The following is a 15,751-nucleotide window of genomic DNA, read 5'->3' on the forward strand; positions in this document are numbered from 1 at the left end:
CCAAAATAAAATAGGTGCTTAATCGCGCTGGAGGAAATGAAATGGCTAAGAAACACTTTAAATCAGGCTTTGTCGCAATTGTTGGCAGACCCAATGTCGGAAAATCAACACTGATGAACCACGTCATTGGGCAGAAGATCGCCATTATGTCAGACAAGCCACAAACTACACGCAACAAAATTCACGGCGTATTTACTACAGAGGACACGCAAATTGTATTTTTGGATACACCCGGGATTCATAAGCGCCAGTCAAAATTAGGCGATTACATGAATCAGACTGCTTTTAATACGTTAGGTGAAGTGGAAGCGGTACTTTTTCTTATTGACGCTGCTGAAGGCCTAGGCGGTGGCGACCGCTTTATTGCGGAACAACTTAAACAAGTAAAAACGCCAGTTATCTTGGTGCTGAATAAAATTGATCGCATTGAGCCGGAAGCGTTGTTGCCCCTGATTGAGCAGTATCGCAAGTTGTACGACTTTGCAGAAATCGTACCGATCTCGGCCAAAATGGGCAACAATGTAAACACCCTGCTGGAGCAGGTGCAAAAATACTTGCCAGAAGGTCCGCAATATTACCCGGATGATCAAATTACCGACCATCCTGAACAGTTTGTTATTGCCGAGTTGGTACGGGAAAAAATTCTGCATATGACACGTGAGGAAGTACCCCATTCTATTGCGGTTATGATTGAAGATATGAAAGTGCAGGATAATGGTGTAGTGCATATTATGGCTGTTATTTTTGTAGAGCGTGACTCCCAGAAGGGGATCATTATCGGCAAACAGGGAGCCATGCTCAAAGAGGTGGGCAAACAGGCCCGCCAGGATATCCAAAACCTGCTAGGCTCCAAGATTTTCCTGGAGCTTTGGGTTAAGGTAAAAAAAGACTGGCGCAACCAGGAACGCGTCCTTCGTGACCTTGGCTTCCATCGCGACGCTTAAAAACAGAATTCGATACTACGTCACTTTAGTTCAAGGATTTATTGGGGCTAAAAAAATGGATATTAAATAAATATGTATAGTTGTTGTAAGCATCATAAAAAAGCCGTCCCGATCTCTATGACTGAGATAAGTAACAGTCTTCTGATCATTCAAAGCGCCGCACATATGCGGCGCTTAACTCTTGCTCTTTTTACCTTTTCGACCAGTGATGAAATAAGGAGCATTTTTAACGCAATCCATTTATTTCATCGCATACTTCTCCCCTCCTCGCATCATCCTATTTTTGAGATGCAAACGTCATTTCCGAAGAAAGGATGAATACAATTGCGAGATTTTTCGTGGAAGTATTTTGCGATGACTGGAGATGTCGGTGCGTATCTGTTATATCGGGAGAGCGCCGTGACAAGGGAGCAAGACACGGATGAGGGAGAGTCGGACGAGCATGAAGAAGCCCGTGAATAGTACAAGCCACTGGCTTCTTCGCGAATGTTTGGGGGAAGAGGCATGCTTTACAGGGTGGAAGGAATCGTCATCCGCAGCATGGATTACGGTGAGGGGAACAAAATTATTACGCTTTGCACCGAAAGCGGAGGCAAAGCAGGCGTGCTGGTCAGAGGTGCAAAAAAGTCCAAAAGCCGTCACGCTGCTTTAACGCAGCCGTTTACGTACGGTGAATTCGTTTTTTTTCGAAACACAGGCTTAGGCACGTTGAATGCCGGTGAAATCATCCAATCCCACCATACATTGCGCGAGGATATTACTAAGGCTGCTTACGCATCTTATGCTTGTGAATTACTCGATCGGGTGTTACAGGATGAGGAAACAGGTGCGTTCTGGTTTAAGCAGCTAAAAGCATGTTTGGAGGCGCTGGAGAGTGGCAAAGATCCGCTGATCGTCATGAGTATTTATGAATTTAAAATATTGCAGGCGGCCGGATATGCTCCTCAGCTTGATGCATGTATTTCAAGTGGTCAACAATGTGCTGATGAAGATATGTTTGTCAGTCCGAGGCTAGGCGGAGTTTTGTGCCGAAGCTACAAGCATTTTGATCCAGCTGCATTGAGCGTGACTCCACGTACATTGAAGTTGCTGCGCTTGTTCGCCAGAATGGATTTGAATCGGCTCGGCAACATTGACGTGAAGGACTCCACTAAGCTGGAGATCAAACATGTCATGCGTCAGTTCATGGATATGCAGTTGGAGGTCAAGCTGAAATCCCGCAATTTCTTGGATCAGCTCGACAAGTACGATATGTGAAACGCCCTATTCTCTTGACTGTATTGCTGAAAACGTGTAATATCCTACTATATATCTCCTTCGGGAGCAGATGCATTGAACGAGAAAGTAGCGGGATGTATTCTCTGTAATTAGCGAGTTGGGGACGGTGTAAGCCCAGCGGGAATTCTTCGTGAACAAGGCACTCGGGAGCATCTGAATGGACACGGAAAAGAGGATTACGATCTGATTGGTGATGTAGGATCGCAATCAAGTAGGGTGGAACCGCGGGAGTCAGCTCTCGTCCCTACGTCTGTACAGGCGTAGAGGCGGGGGCTTTTTGCTGTCTCTAGCAAGGCTTTTGGGATAAAATAGCCCTGTACATACGAGCTTAATGAGAAGAAATCACCAACATTTGAGGGAAGTAGAAAGGGAGCGTGTACCAATGAATTTTCAGCAGATGATTTTAACGCTGCAACAATTTTGGGCAGAACACAACTGTATTATTGTACAGCCGTATGACACGGAAAAAGGGGCAGGCACGATGAACCCAATGACGTATTTACGTTCGATCGGACCTGAGCCGTGGAATGTAGCTTATGTTGAGCCTTCTCGTCGTCCGTCAGACGGACGTTATGGTGAGAACCCGAATCGCCTGTATCAGCATCATCAGTTCCAAGTAGTTTTGAAGCCTTCACCGGATAACATTCAGGAATTGTATTTGGAGAGTTTGAGCCGTTTGGGCATTAACCCTCTGGAGCATGATATTCGTTTCGTTGAAGACAACTGGGAAGCACCGACGTTGGGAGCGTGGGGCTTAGGTTGGGAAGTATGGCTGGACGGTATGGAAATTACCCAATTCACCTATTTCCAGCAAGTGGGCGGTATTGATGCCAGTCCGGTTGCCGTAGAAATCACGTATGGTATGGAGCGTCTTGCTTCCTACATCCAGGACAAGGAGAATGTGTTCGATTTGGAGTGGGTCAATGGAATCACGTACGGTGATGTTTTCCACCAGCCTGAATTTGAGCATTCCAAGTATACGTTCGAAGTATCTGACGTCAAAATGCTCTTTACTCTTTTTAATATGTACGAAGAAGAGGCAAATAAAGCGATGGCGCAGCATCTTGTATTTCCAGCCTATGATTATGTGCTGAAATGTTCTCATGCGTTCAACTTGCTGGACGCTCGCGGAGCGATCAGCGTGACGGAACGGACTGGGTTTATTATACGAGTACGTAATTTGGCGCGTCAGGTGGCTGCGACCTATCTGGAGGAGCGCGAGAAGCTGGGCTTCCCGCTGTTGAAGAAAGGAGGTGCGGCAAATGTCTAAGGATTTATTGTTTGAGATCGGGTTGGAAGAAGTCCCTGCACGTTTTATCCCGAATGCGATTCAGCAGTTGAAGCAGCGTATGACGACGTGGCTTGACAGCTCGCGTATTGCTTATGGTGCTGTAGAGGCTTATGCTACACCTCGCCGTTTGGCGGTACTTGTCAAGGAAGTAGCGGAGAAGCAAGAAGATATTAACGAAGAAGTTAAAGGTCCTTCCCGCAAAATCGCACTCGACGAAGCTGGTAACTGGAGCAAGGCTGCACTAGGCTTTGCTCGCAGCCAAGGTGTTGATCCTGAACAGTTCACATTCAAGGAGCTTGGAGGCGTGGAATATATTTACGCAACTAAGAGCAGCATAGGTGTACCAACAGCAGATGTACTGTCCGAAGGTTTATTGCACATTTTACATGCCATGACATTCCCTAAATTCATGCGCTGGGCAAGTTATGACTTTAAATTTGTTCGTCCGATCCGCTGGTTGATTGCCCTATTTGGTAACGATATTGTTAATTTGGAGATTGCTGGCGTGCAGTCAGGAAATGTGACAAGAGGGCATCGTTTCCTGGGACAGGATGCCGTTGTAGCAAGTCCGGCCGACTATGTTGAAGTACTTCGCAAGCAGCATGTCATTGTGGATATTGAAGAACGTCAAACGCTTATTGTAAAGCAAATTGAAGCGCTGGCTGCCGAAAAAGATTGGACGATTGCGGTCAAGGATGATCTGCTGGAAGAAGTGCTGTATTTGGTGGAAACCCCAACTGTACTGTTCGGAGGTTTTGATCCTGCGTTCCTGAACATTCCGAAGGATGTACTCATTACTTCCATGCGTGAACATCAACGCTATTTCCCAGTGCTGGATCGCACAGGAGAGCTACTGCCATACTTTGTTACGGTACGTAACGGAGGAAGTCAATCGCTGGAAGTCATTGCTAAAGGGAATGAAAAAGTATTGCGTGCGCGGCTGTCTGATGCCAAATTCTTTTATGAAGAAGATCAGAAGCTGGAAATTAAAGATGCACTCTCCAAACTGGAAAGTATCGTTTTCCATGAAGAGCTGGGAACGGTTGGAGACAAAGTGCGCCGGATTCGCCGTATTGCTGATGCTCTGGCAGAGAAACTTCACGTTTCCTCAGATACACAGGAATCGGTTAGTCGAGCAGCGGATATTTGTAAATTTGACCTGGTAACACAAATGGTATATGAGTTCCCTGAACTGCAAGGTGTGATGGGTGAGGATTATGCTCGTAAGGCTGGAGAGAAGGAAGAAGTGGCGAGAGCGGTGTTTGAGCATTACCAACCGCGTTATGCAGGAGAAACGGTTCCTTCAACGAATGCTGGAGCGATTGTAAGTATCGCAGACAAGATAGATACCATTACAGGATGCTTCTCCATCGGTATTATTCCAACAGGTTCACAGGACCCTTACGCGCTTCGTCGTCAGGCAGCAGGTATTGTGCAAATCTTGTTGGATCGTAAGCTTTCGGCTACGTTGTCTGATGTGTTCAATATCGCGCTCGATGTGCACGGCAACCTTGGAAATATGAAACGTTCCGCGGATGAAATACGTAAAGAATTACATGAGTTTTTCGGATTACGGGTGAAGAAACTATTGTCTGAGACACTTCGCTATGACGTTGTGGATGCTGTGCTTGCAGCTGGATATGACGATGTTGCTTCCGTTGTTAACCGCGGAACTGCATTAATGACTGCCGTACAAACAGGTGAGGTATTCAAAGCAACAGTTGAATCCTTTAATCGTGTAGGCAATCTGGCTGCTAAAGCAGTGCATAAGTTAGTTAATACGAGTGAGTTTACGGAGCAAGGCGAAAAAACGCTTTACGAAGCATGGTCTAGCGCTTATGAATCTTATAGCGTAGCTTTACAGGAAGGTGATGCGACACGAGCGTTAGCCCTTGCTTCATCCATTACCCCTGCGGTGACGGCATTCTTTGATTCCGTTATGGTTATGGCTGAGGATGATGCTGTTCGTAATAATCGTTTGGCATTGCTGGCTGCTATTGACTCAGAACTGAAGCGTTTTGCCGATTTTTCCAAGCTTGTAGTTTAAACGTTAGTTGTGATAGTATGAACAACTTGAAAAAATGGGTATAAATATACGGAACGGTGTGAGAGTAATCTTGCAGCCGTTCCGTATTTTACTCGAATGCGGATGGAGATGGGGGATGCTCATGGAGGGAACCGGAACTTTACTGGATGTGCGGATCGTTGTTGACGGGGACGCTTGTCCTGTTAAAAGTGAAATTGCGGAGATAGCTTCCCTTTTTCATATTGAGGTTATTATGGTATCTTCATATGATCATCTCATTCAGGGCAGCAAAGGCGTAAGCGTCGTTAAAGTAGACCGAAGCGACCAAAGTGCCGATCTCTATATTGCCAATCATATCCGCCGCGGAGATATTGTAACCACCAATGATTATGGTCTTGCTGCACTTGCCTTGGCAAAAGGTTGTGAAGTGATGTCTTTTCGCGGAGCTATGTATCGAAACGATTCGATAGATTTCATGCTTGACCGACGCCATACTTCTGCCAAAGAACGGAAAAAAGGACGTTATGGAAAAGGTCCTAAACCGTTTACATTAGAGGATCGTGAAGTTTTTCAACATAAACTGACAAAACTTTTACTTCGCTTGCAGGAGAATGAGTAACGGTATCGAATTATATTTACGTGCTAAAGAGATGAAGGTGGTTAATATGAGTGCCGGACAAGGCAACATACCGGACGATATCATTGAGTCGGTTTTACAACATCATGATATTGTAGATACGGTAAGCAAGTACGTGCATTTGACCAAGCAGGGGAAATATATGAAAGGCCTCTGTCCTTTTCATTCCGAAAAAACCCCTTCATTCACCGTGACACCGGATCGTCAGATTTTTTACTGCTACGGCTGCGGCGCGGGAGGCAATGCCATCAAATTTATGATGGAAATCGAAGGACTATCCTTTCCCGAAGCTGTCAGGACAATGGCAGAAGAAAGTCATATCCCGCTCGGCGAATGGCAGGGACGTGATTCATCGCATCAGCATCCTGAGTTGGACAGGCTGTTGCAAGCGTATGAGTTAACTTCTAAGATGTACCATTTTTTGCTTAAAAATACGGAGCACGGCAAACCAGCCATGGAATACTTGCGCTCACGGGGATTCAGTGACAAGATCATTGATCAATTTCAAATTGGCTATGCACCCAACCGATGGGATACGATCGTTCAGTTTCTGGAGAAGCGTTCTTTTGATCCCGTGGAGATGGAAAAGGGAGGCCTTATTTCTCCCCGGCATGAGGGTGATGGATATGTGGATCGATTCAGGGATCGTATCATGTTTCCCATTTGGAATCGCAACGGAAAAGTTATTGCCTTTGCAGGCCGTATACTTGGTGAGGGACAGCCGAAGTATTTGAATTCACCGGAGACCAAGCTATTCAACAAGAGCCGAACGCTGTACAATCTCCATCATGCTAAAACCTCAATTCGCAAGCTACGCCAAAGTGTTCTTTTTGAAGGCTATGGTGATGTTATCTCGGCGTGGGAAGCTGGCGTACAAAATGGGGTGGCTGCCATGGGCACTGCTCTAACGGAGCACCATGCTACGATGTTAAAAGGACTGTGCGACGAGGTTATTATTTGTTATGATGGTGACCGGGCAGGACAAGCTGCTGCGCTTAAAAATTTTCCGCTGTTGGAAAATGCGGGGCTTCACGTGAAAGTAGCGCTGGTCAGTGACGGTATGGACCCGGATGATTTTATCCGGCAATACGGCGGCGAACGATTCCAGCGCCAAATTATCGAAAGTGCTGTTTCAACGGTGAAATTTAAGCTTATATATCTGAAAAAAAACCATATACTGCAAGAGGAAGAAGGAAGAATCGCGTATTCCCGCGAAGCATTAAATGTCATTGCACCTCTGTCATCCCCGACCGAGCGGGAAGTGTATCTGCGCGAAGTATCATCCGAAGTCAAGGTGGATTTTGAAACCTTGAAGCAAGAATGCAATTTACTCCGTCAATCCCTGCAAAAAAAACAGAACTTTGGGGATAATAACGAAAATGGGTGGAATAATGGTAGGCATAAAAAAGGGCAGGTCTCCACACCTAATCTGTTGCCAGCTTACCATGTGGCTGAACGCAGGCTGCTTCACTGGATGATGCAGGATTTAGAAGCTGCAGAGTATGTAGAAAAGCATCTGGGCGACGCCTTTAATATTGAGGATCATGCAGCAATTGCTGCTTATCTATATGCCTATTACGCGCAAGGGAAGTTACCGGATACAAGCCGTTTTATTTCATCTTTGCAAGACGACCGACTGGAGAAGAACGTAAGTTCGATCATGATGATGGATGCTCCAGGCGTATGGGCACCGCACATTTTGGATGATTATATTCATCAAGTGCGAAAATTTCCATTGCAGGAGCAACTGGATTTGAAAAGGGAAGAAATGAGAGCCGCTGAGCGCTTAGGTGACTTTTTGCGCGCAGCACAAATTGCAAGTGAGATTATAGCCCTAGAGAGACAATGAACACACAGAGGTCGGATGTTTCTAGGGAGGAGGGAGTCGAAAGATGGCGAATGATCAGCATACTGAACTGGAGACGGAACTAACACTGGATCAGGTTAAAGATCAACTGATTGAGTTGGGTAAAAAAAGTTCTTCTCTGAACTACAAAGATATCATGGAAAAACTGTCGCCGTTTGATCAGGACCCCGAGCAAATGGATGAGTTTTATGAGCAGCTGGGTGACTTGGGGATTGAGGTTGTGAATGACAACGACGAAGAAGTTACCAGATTGCGTCAAAATGACGACCCTGAAAACAATGATGGGGATGATTTTAATTTCGATGACGATCTGAGCCTGCCTCCCGGTATTAAAATTAATGACCCGGTCCGGATGTACTTGAAGGAAATCGGTCGTGTACCGTTGCTTTCTGCTGATGATGAGGTGGAGCTTGCCAAACGGATCAATAACGGCGATGAAGAAGCTAAGCGTCGGTTGGCAGAAGCGAACTTGCGTCTGGTTGTAAGTATTGCCAAACGTTATGTTGGTCGCGGAATGCTTTTCCTGGATCTGATTCAGGAAGGTAATATGGGTTTGATTAAGGCAGTAGAAAAATTTGATTACGAAAAAGGCTTTAAATTCAGTACGTATGCAACCTGGTGGATTCGTCAGGCCATTACGCGCGCAATAGCCGATCAGGCGAGAACGATCCGTATTCCGGTGCATATGGTGGAAACGATCAATAAGCTGATTCGCGTATCGCGTCAACTTTTGCAAGAGCTGGGGCGCGAACCTACGCCGGAAGAAGTGGCTGCCGAGATGGAGCTGAGCGTGGAAAAAGTACGGGAGATTATGAAAATTGCCCAAGAACCGGTTTCATTGGAAACACCAATTGGTGAAGAGGATGACTCACATCTGGGGGATTTCATTGAGGATCAGGAAGCATTGGCGCCTGCAGATGCGGCTGCCTATGAACTTCTGAAGGAACAGCTTGAGGATGTACTGGATACGTTGACCGAACGGGAAGAGAATGTTTTGCGTCTCCGCTTTGGTTTGGACGACGGAAGAACCAGAACTCTTGAAGAAGTGGGTAAAGTGTTCGGTGTTACACGTGAACGTATTCGTCAGATTGAGGCCAAAGCGCTGCGTAAGTTGCGCCATCCAAGCCGCAGTAAGCGACTGAAGGATTTCCTCGAATAGAAGCGTAACATTGCGGACCTTCTGCGGCTTGAAGCGCGCAGGGGGTCTTTTTTTATCTCATGGCAGCCTTGGTGGAGGGGAAGAAGCTTGGACCAGGAGAAAAAACGGGCAATACTGTTACATGAAATTGAGCATTGGCGGCGAAGTCGGCTGCTCCCTGAGCAATATTGCGATTTTTTGTCTAACCTGTATCGGGAGGACGAAGAGCCGTCGCAGAGCCAGAACCGTAACAACACCGGGCTGCTTACATATCTTAGACACGGGCATGGGATCGCCTGGCTTCTTGGTTTTGTCATTATTTCCTGCATTTGTTTGATCGGTTTTTATTTTACCGCTTTTCCGTTGGCAATGCAAATATTCTCGGCAAGTGCAGTTACTACGATTTGCTATGGAGTGGCCGCATTTTGGCGGTCTTCCGAAAAGAGTATGAGTGCGATGTTGAGCACTTTAGGCAGCGCGATTATGCTGGGTTCGGGTGTGTGGATCATTCAGCTCCATCAAGGTGAAGCTAAGGTTTGGTTTCTTTTTCTCGTAGGCCTATGCGGTGTGGTATGGTGTCTTGTGGGATTAACTTTGCGGATCAGCTTACTTCATTACTGTGGTCTTGCTGGGCTGCTTTTAGTGTACGCGGTCCTTATAGGCCGCTACTGGCCTACAGCAACTTTGGTGATGCTTGAGGCATTTTGGATTTTACACGCAGTATTGTTGATCTGGTTAAGCTGGTGGGTACATCGCCGCTTTCCGCGTCTCGCTTTGGTTTATTTCGCTATAGGCATGACACTAGCATTCATGGCTGAAGCAGACATGATTATCCTGCGCCATCAAGCAGCGGGAGATGTGGTGTTTTACAGCATACTGAAGTTGGCATTTGTTGTAGGGATTTTATTTTGGACTCGAAAAAAATGGATTACGTGGGTGACGTCATGAAACTTTCTCAACGATTACAATATATTATGGAACAAATTCCTGCCGGGAGCAGATTTGCGGATATTGGCTCGGATCATGGACTGCTCCCTGTAGCTGCAGTGCGTAGTGGCAGAGTACCGCAAGCCGTGGCGGGTGAAGTCAACGATGGGCCGTTGCGTGCGGCTCAAAAGCAGGTGGCCGAAGCAGGTCTTACTAATCGCATTGCGGTTAGAAAGGGAGATGGCTTGGCTGTAATTAAGGCCAATGAGGTTGATGTTATTACAATAGCCGGCATGGGTGGTGCCTTGATCGCTTCCATTCTAGAGCAAGGGAAAGACAAGCTTGTTTCAGTAAAACAACTTGTTCTACAGCCTAACGTAGGCGAGGATATTTTACGCCGATGGCTCATTGAACATCAATGGGTACTAACAAGTGAACATATTATGGAAGAAGACGGAAAAATATATGAGATTCTGACGGCAGTACCTGATTCGGTAAGCCCACTGAAACAGGATGAGCTGTATCAACCATGGAAACTTCCCGATAGTTCGCTGGTACTGACACAGGATTTGTTAATGCAACTTGGACCGCTATTGGTTAAAGCACCGAATGAAATCTTTTTTTATAAATGGAAATTGGAGATTCGCAAGCTTCAGGATGTGCTGGCACAAGTGGCACGGTCAGATCAGGAATCCGCACAGCATAAGCGGGAACAATTGCGCAAGCAAATTGAACAGCTAGAGGAGGTACTTGCATGTTTGCCAAAGGACAGACAGTAATTAGCTACATGGAGCAGCTGGCTCCAAAATACTTGGCAGTTCCAGACGATAGAATCGGGCTTCAGCTGGGTAGTCTGCAAAAGGAAATCAAAAGCATATTAGTAGCCCTGGATGTTAATGATGAGGTTGTCGAAGAGGCAATCCGCATAAAAGCAGACCTCATTATTGCGCATCATGCGATTATATTCCGCCCACTTAAAGCTTTGAACACGGATCAGCCTGCGGGCAGATTGTATGAAAAGCTGATCAAGAATGATATTGCTGTCTACATCAGTCATACGAATCTGGATACGGCTGAGAACGGCATGAATGACTGGATGGCGGAAGCACTGGGTATTCAAAGTGAAGGTACGTTGGAGGATGTTCACACCGAGCAATTGTTCAAGCTTGTCGTTTTCGTACCCAAAACACATCATCAACGGGTACTGGATGCCGTACTGGGAGCGGGAGCTGGACATATTGGCAACTACAGCCATTGCAGCTTTAACATTGATGGCTACGGAACTTTTGTGCCGGGTGAAGGCACACAGCCGTTTTTGGGTGAGCAGGGTAAAATGGAACGTAGTGAAGAGGTTCGTATTGAGACCATTGTACCGCAGGGTGTACGCAATAAAGTTGTTCAAGCGATGCTGAAGGCTCATCCTTATGAAGAGGTGGCTTATGACCTATACCATATGGATTTGCAAGGCCGTAGCTTTGGTTTGGGGCGGGTCGGCAAGCTTAAGGAAGCCTGCACGTTACGCGAGTTTGTCGATGTTGTGAAAAACGGTCTCAACGTCGAGCATGTACGTGTGGTGGGCGACTTAGATCGTACGATCAAAAAGGCAGCCGTGCTTGGGGGCTCTGGCAGCCGTTATGTGAACAAGTCGCTTTTTAAGGGGGCTGATGTATTAGTCACGGGGGATATTGACTATCACACGGCTCAGGATGCCCTTATGGCGGGGATCGCTATTATTGACCCTGGACATAACGCTGAAAAGATTATGAAGCCTAAAACTGCAGAGTGGATGCGTAAACGCTTGGCAGAAGGTCGATACTCAACGGAAGTACATGTATCTCAGGTGGAAACCGAACCTTTCCAATTTTTGTAAAACCTCAACGTCTATGAGAAAATAAAGGTGCTTTCTACTTTTTACAATATTTTCAGGGTTGTAACGTGCGCGCGTTCCCTGTATACTATGTAATGTTGTTCGGAAAGTTTGACAGACAATCGCTGGCGGCGTAAGCCGCGAGAGGAAAGTCCGGGCTCCATAGGGCAGGATGCTGGATAACGTCCAGTCAGCGCGAGTTGAAGGATAGTGCCACAGAAATGGACCGCCGATGGCCGCTTGCGGCACAGGCAAGGATGGAACCGAGGTGTAAGAGACCCCGAGGAACGCTGGTGACTTCGTTCCTGGTAAACCCCATCTGGAGCAAGACCTAATGGGACACAGCTTCTTCGCGAAGCAGCCTTAGCCCGAGGCGTGTCTAGGTTGGTCGCTGGAGCTGGATAGCAATGTTCGGCCTAGATAGATGATTGTCGCTTGTAGTGGGAGGGTAGTTCCCGTCTGTACCACGAATAGCACAGAACCCGGCTTACGGAAAACTTTCCCCACTGCAACACCTTAAAATGTATGAATTTAACTTTTGTAAATGACCTGTTTGCATGAAAGCCTTTAATCCAAATGTATTTATTGAATTAAAAAGGGTGTGTCATATTCCTGTGGGAATCATGACACACCCTTTTTAACATACCGTATTTGCGCAGAAATAGTGCATTTTTAGATTGAAGCCCCCAAGCATAATTACTGGAGGCTTTCATTTTAATTTTTACTCCCTCTACCGTAAAAACGTGCGAGGAAGAGGCACGTAGTCAGCGTAGCAACGCATTTGAATCTGTAGAAGCGAGGCGTGCGGCTTTTGTCCCAGATTCCACCACTATTCAAAATTCAAACAAATCAGGGATAACAGCGATCGTAAAAACAACGTGAAGCGGGCCTCACGTACGTGTTCTGCCAACTCCATCAGCGTACGCTTTTTACCACACTTTCCTCTGTGTACATCTTCAGTGCTCGATCCAATCGGTCAACTGCTTTTGGAAGCAGAGAAGGATCGGTATGCGTGAAGTTGATTCGCATATGGTTGCTGCCGCTCAGGTCAGCATAGAAGACTTGTCCAGGCACAAATGCGACTCCTTCCTCAATTGCGAGTTGCAGCAACCGGTCAGAACGGAAGCCCTCAGGTAGGGTAACCCACATAAACATACCGCCAAGTGCATCATTCCATGTGATTCCTTCCCATTGGCGTTCTTTCATCAGCGATGTGAGACGTAGCATACGAGTGTGGTACTCGGCGGACACGGTACGAATATGTCCGTCCAAGTCAAAAAAGTCCAGTAACTCATTCAAAGCACGTTGATCAATACTGCTGGAGTGCAGATCGGCAGATTGTTTGGCATTCGCGACTTTAACGACGATAGCTTGATCGGCTACCAACCATCCAGAGCGAACACCTGGAGCGACAGTTTTAGAGAATGTAGAAGTGTACATTACATGACTGTCTCCACCTAACTGTTGATCAATTGAGAAAAGGGATGGAAAGTTAAGGTTTTCGTCAAATTTAAGACGTCCGTAAGGATCATCTTCAAAAATCAAAGTGCCGTATTTACGGCATAGTTCAACAACGCCTGTTCTGCGTTCCATACTCCAAACACTTCCTGCCGGGTTGGAGAAGGTGGGGATGACATACACGAATTTAGGCTGATGTTTTTTGATCTTGGCTTCAAGATCTTCTAATTGCATACCGTTAGAGTCTGTATCTACACTTACAATGTTGGCACCATAGGAATTAAATACCTGAAGAGCCGCCAAATAAGTAGGGGACTCCACCAATACAGTATCCTGCGGATCGAGCAACACACGCGAAACCAGATCAATAGTCTGCTGTGAGCCCGTCGTCATAATGATATTATCTCTGGTGACGGAGATGCCTTGGGATGACATGATTGCTGCAAGACGTTCCCGTAGAGGAATGTAGCCCTCGGTTAGGCCGTATTGAAGAGCGGTAGTACCGCCGAGGCGAAATACCCGCTCATAGGCTTTAGCAACAGCTTCGATGGGGAAAAAGGCATCGGCAGGAAGGCCGCCTGCCAGAGATAACACATCTGTTCCCTGTGTCAGCTTTAAAATGTCCCTTACCATGGACGAGCCCTGAGTACGAGCCATACCCGAAAATTTGTGTTCCAATCCAATCATCTCCTGTGTTCTATACTGTACTATGAAATTTGTTGTATTATATCGATAATGAAGTATAACAGTAAACGTCTAAATGTAACAGTTGATTTTTTGGGGGGGACAGTTCCGATGCATATTGATCTCAGCCGCAATAGCAGTGTCAAATTATATTTACAGATTGCCAAAACATTAGCAGATCGCATCCAGTCTGGCTTGCTGCCTCAGGGCACAAAGCTTCCGTCTGTCCGTCATCTGTCCAGCCTGCTTGCGGTAAGTCCTGTAACTGTAAGCAAGGCATATGCTGAGCTGGAGTCTATTCATTTGGTTATCTGTACACAGGGAAAAGGTTGCTATGTAGCGGAGCCTTCGGTAGCTGTTCAAGGTGAGGGAGCGCAGGATTTGTCATGGCAAATGTCGCTGATCGATTATTTGCCGCGCGCACAGCTATGGAGAAACTTTAACCATAGCAGACAGATTCCCTATTCTTTTCATATAGCAGCAATTCAACCGGAGCTTCTTCCTACACGCGAAATCATTGCTGATACTCAACGTCTATCCTCTGGAAATCCCGATGCAATGGCAGCATATGGGACTTTTGAAGGTGATTTAGCGCTGAGGGAAGTGTTTGTAGATCACTTGAACGAACGCGGTATATGCACAGTGGCAGAACAGCTACTCGTAACCAGTGGTGCCCAACAAGGGATTGACTTGGTGGCACGTACTTTTGTTGGTTCTGGAGATGTTGTCTACATGGAGGCTCCTACATATACGGGGGCCATTGATGTGTTTACCAGTCGTGGTGCCAAAGTAATTATGATTCCGATGGATGAGCAGGGCATGCGGATCGATATCCTCACACGTCTTTGCGACACTCATCCCCCAAAACTGATCTACACGATACCCACTTTTCATAATCCTACCGGAGTAACTTTAACGATGGCCAGACGCACACAATTACTGGATCTAGCTCAAAGTTATCATTGTCTCATTGTTGAAGATGATCCATTTTCCGACCTTTATTATAAAACAAAGCCGCCACTCTCTATCAAGGCGCATGATCAGTCTGGACATGTGATATATATCAAAAGCTTTAGCAAAACCGTTGCTCCCGGCTGCCGTATAGCTTGTGTAGCGGCCACTGGCAGTGTAATGGATCGTTTGGTGGCTGCCAAGTCTACAACGGATTTGGGGAGCCCTCTATTAACACAAAAAGCGCTACTGCCCTTTATCAAGAACCGACTTGATCAGCACCTTGTTTGGTTGCGGGAACAAATGCGGGATCGGTTGACAGTCGCATTGCACACGCTCCAGCGCTATGCTCCGCCAGAGGTCAGCTGGTATGCTCCCGAAGGCGGCCTAAATGTGTGGATTAAGCTTCCTCCTAATGTTGATATTCCAGAATTGGAGCGGCTTGCTGACCGAGAAGGCGTTTCCTTTTTACCTGGTGCAGTATGTTATGCAGGTGGTATGGACAGTAATCATATCCGTATTTCTTTTTCGTATGCAGACAAGGAAACACTTAAAACAGGTCTTCACAAACTGTGCAGTTTGTTGGGCGAACTGCTTGATCGTTCGGTCATTGTTGAACGGAAGCCTATTTTATAAGGGATATTTGTATTAGGGGGTAAACATCCAAGCACAGCACCTGCCTT

The 15,751-nt window shown here is 46.5% G+C and carries 13 protein-coding genes and 1 other RNA gene; 13 read left to right on the forward strand and 1 reads right to left on the reverse strand.

What is annotated here, in order from left to right; translation table 11 throughout:
- The first annotated feature begins 41 nt into the window (after positions 1-41).
- From era to rnpB, 12 genes are all read left to right on the forward strand, one after another.
- The gene (gene era, locus ACL9RM_RS11250) at positions 42-944 is read left to right on the forward strand and encodes a GTPase Era (protein ID WP_029517791.1); all 903 of its coding nucleotides are present in this window, start codon (positions 42-44) and stop codon (positions 942-944) included.
- Between the two features lie 324 nt (positions 945-1,268).
- Entirely contained in the window at positions 1,269-1,406 is a 138-nt protein-coding gene (locus ACL9RM_RS11255; RefSeq protein ID WP_013372137.1) for a YqzL family protein, read from the forward strand.
- Positions 1,407-1,448: 42 nt separating this feature from the next.
- The gene (gene recO / locus ACL9RM_RS11260) at positions 1,449-2,201 is read left to right on the forward strand and encodes a DNA repair protein RecO (protein WP_013311133.1); all 753 of its coding nucleotides are present in this window, start codon (positions 1,449-1,451) and stop codon (positions 2,199-2,201) included.
- Between the two features lie 403 nt (positions 2,202-2,604).
- Positions 2,605-3,492, forward strand: coding sequence for a glycine--tRNA ligase subunit alpha (gene glyQ / locus ACL9RM_RS11265; protein WP_023989480.1), 888 nt, complete (start codon positions 2,605-2,607; stop codon positions 3,490-3,492).
- Complete coding sequence (gene glyS, locus ACL9RM_RS11270) at positions 3,485-5,560, forward strand: glycine--tRNA ligase subunit beta (protein ID WP_250268849.1); 2,076 nt, start codon at positions 3,485-3,487, stop codon at positions 5,558-5,560. The genes glyQ and glyS overlap by 8 nt, the downstream gene beginning before the upstream one ends.
- A gap of 121 nt (positions 5,561-5,681) precedes the next feature.
- Positions 5,682-6,158, forward strand: coding sequence for a YaiI/YqxD family protein (locus ACL9RM_RS11275; protein ID WP_250268942.1), 477 nt, complete (start codon positions 5,682-5,684; stop codon positions 6,156-6,158).
- A complete protein-coding gene (gene dnaG, locus ACL9RM_RS11280) occupies positions 6,151-8,025 on the forward strand; it encodes a DNA primase (protein WP_180984627.1) in 1,875 nt (624 codons plus the stop codon). Before ACL9RM_RS11275 ends, dnaG begins: the two co-directional genes overlap by 8 nt.
- A 43-nt stretch (positions 8,026-8,068) precedes the next feature.
- A complete protein-coding gene (gene rpoD, locus ACL9RM_RS11285) occupies positions 8,069-9,202 on the forward strand; it encodes an RNA polymerase sigma factor RpoD (RefSeq protein WP_007431230.1) in 1,134 nt (377 codons plus the stop codon).
- 87 nt (positions 9,203-9,289) lie between these two features.
- Positions 9,290-10,129: a hypothetical protein gene (locus ACL9RM_RS11290; RefSeq protein ID WP_250268848.1), complete on the forward strand. Its 840-nt coding sequence runs from the start codon at positions 9,290-9,292 to the stop codon at positions 10,127-10,129.
- Entirely contained in the window at positions 10,126-10,887 is a 762-nt protein-coding gene (locus ACL9RM_RS11295; protein WP_250268847.1) for a tRNA (adenine(22)-N(1))-methyltransferase, read from the forward strand. Before ACL9RM_RS11290 ends, ACL9RM_RS11295 begins: the two co-directional genes overlap by 4 nt.
- Positions 10,863-11,978, forward strand: a complete 1,116-nt coding sequence (locus ACL9RM_RS11300; protein ID WP_039272270.1) for a Nif3-like dinuclear metal center hexameric protein — start codon at positions 10,863-10,865, stop codon at positions 11,976-11,978. Before ACL9RM_RS11295 ends, ACL9RM_RS11300 begins: the two co-directional genes overlap by 25 nt.
- A 103-nt stretch (positions 11,979-12,081) precedes the next feature.
- Positions 12,082-12,480, forward strand: an RNA gene (rnpB, locus tag ACL9RM_RS11305) — RNase P RNA component class A.
- Positions 12,481-12,890: 410 nt separating this feature from the next.
- Here rnpB and ACL9RM_RS11310 read toward each other — a convergent pair.
- The gene (locus ACL9RM_RS11310; RefSeq protein ID WP_250268846.1) at positions 12,891-14,111 is read right to left on the reverse strand and encodes a PLP-dependent aminotransferase family protein; all 1,221 of its coding nucleotides are present in this window, start codon (positions 14,109-14,111) and stop codon (positions 12,891-12,893) included.
- Positions 14,112-14,228: 117 nt separating this feature from the next.
- Here ACL9RM_RS11310 and ACL9RM_RS11315 point away from each other — a divergent pair, with 117 nt between their 5' ends.
- On the forward strand, positions 14,229-15,704 hold the full coding sequence (locus ACL9RM_RS11315; protein WP_250268845.1) for a PLP-dependent aminotransferase family protein: 1,476 nt from the start codon (positions 14,229-14,231) through the stop codon (positions 15,702-15,704).
- The last annotated feature ends 47 nt before the right edge of the window (positions 15,705-15,751 follow it).

Origin of the sequence: Paenibacillus sp. S29, assembly GCF_049319765.1 — a bacterium.
Classification (GTDB): Bacteria; Bacillota; Bacilli; order Paenibacillales; family Paenibacillaceae; genus Paenibacillus; species Paenibacillus polymyxa_B.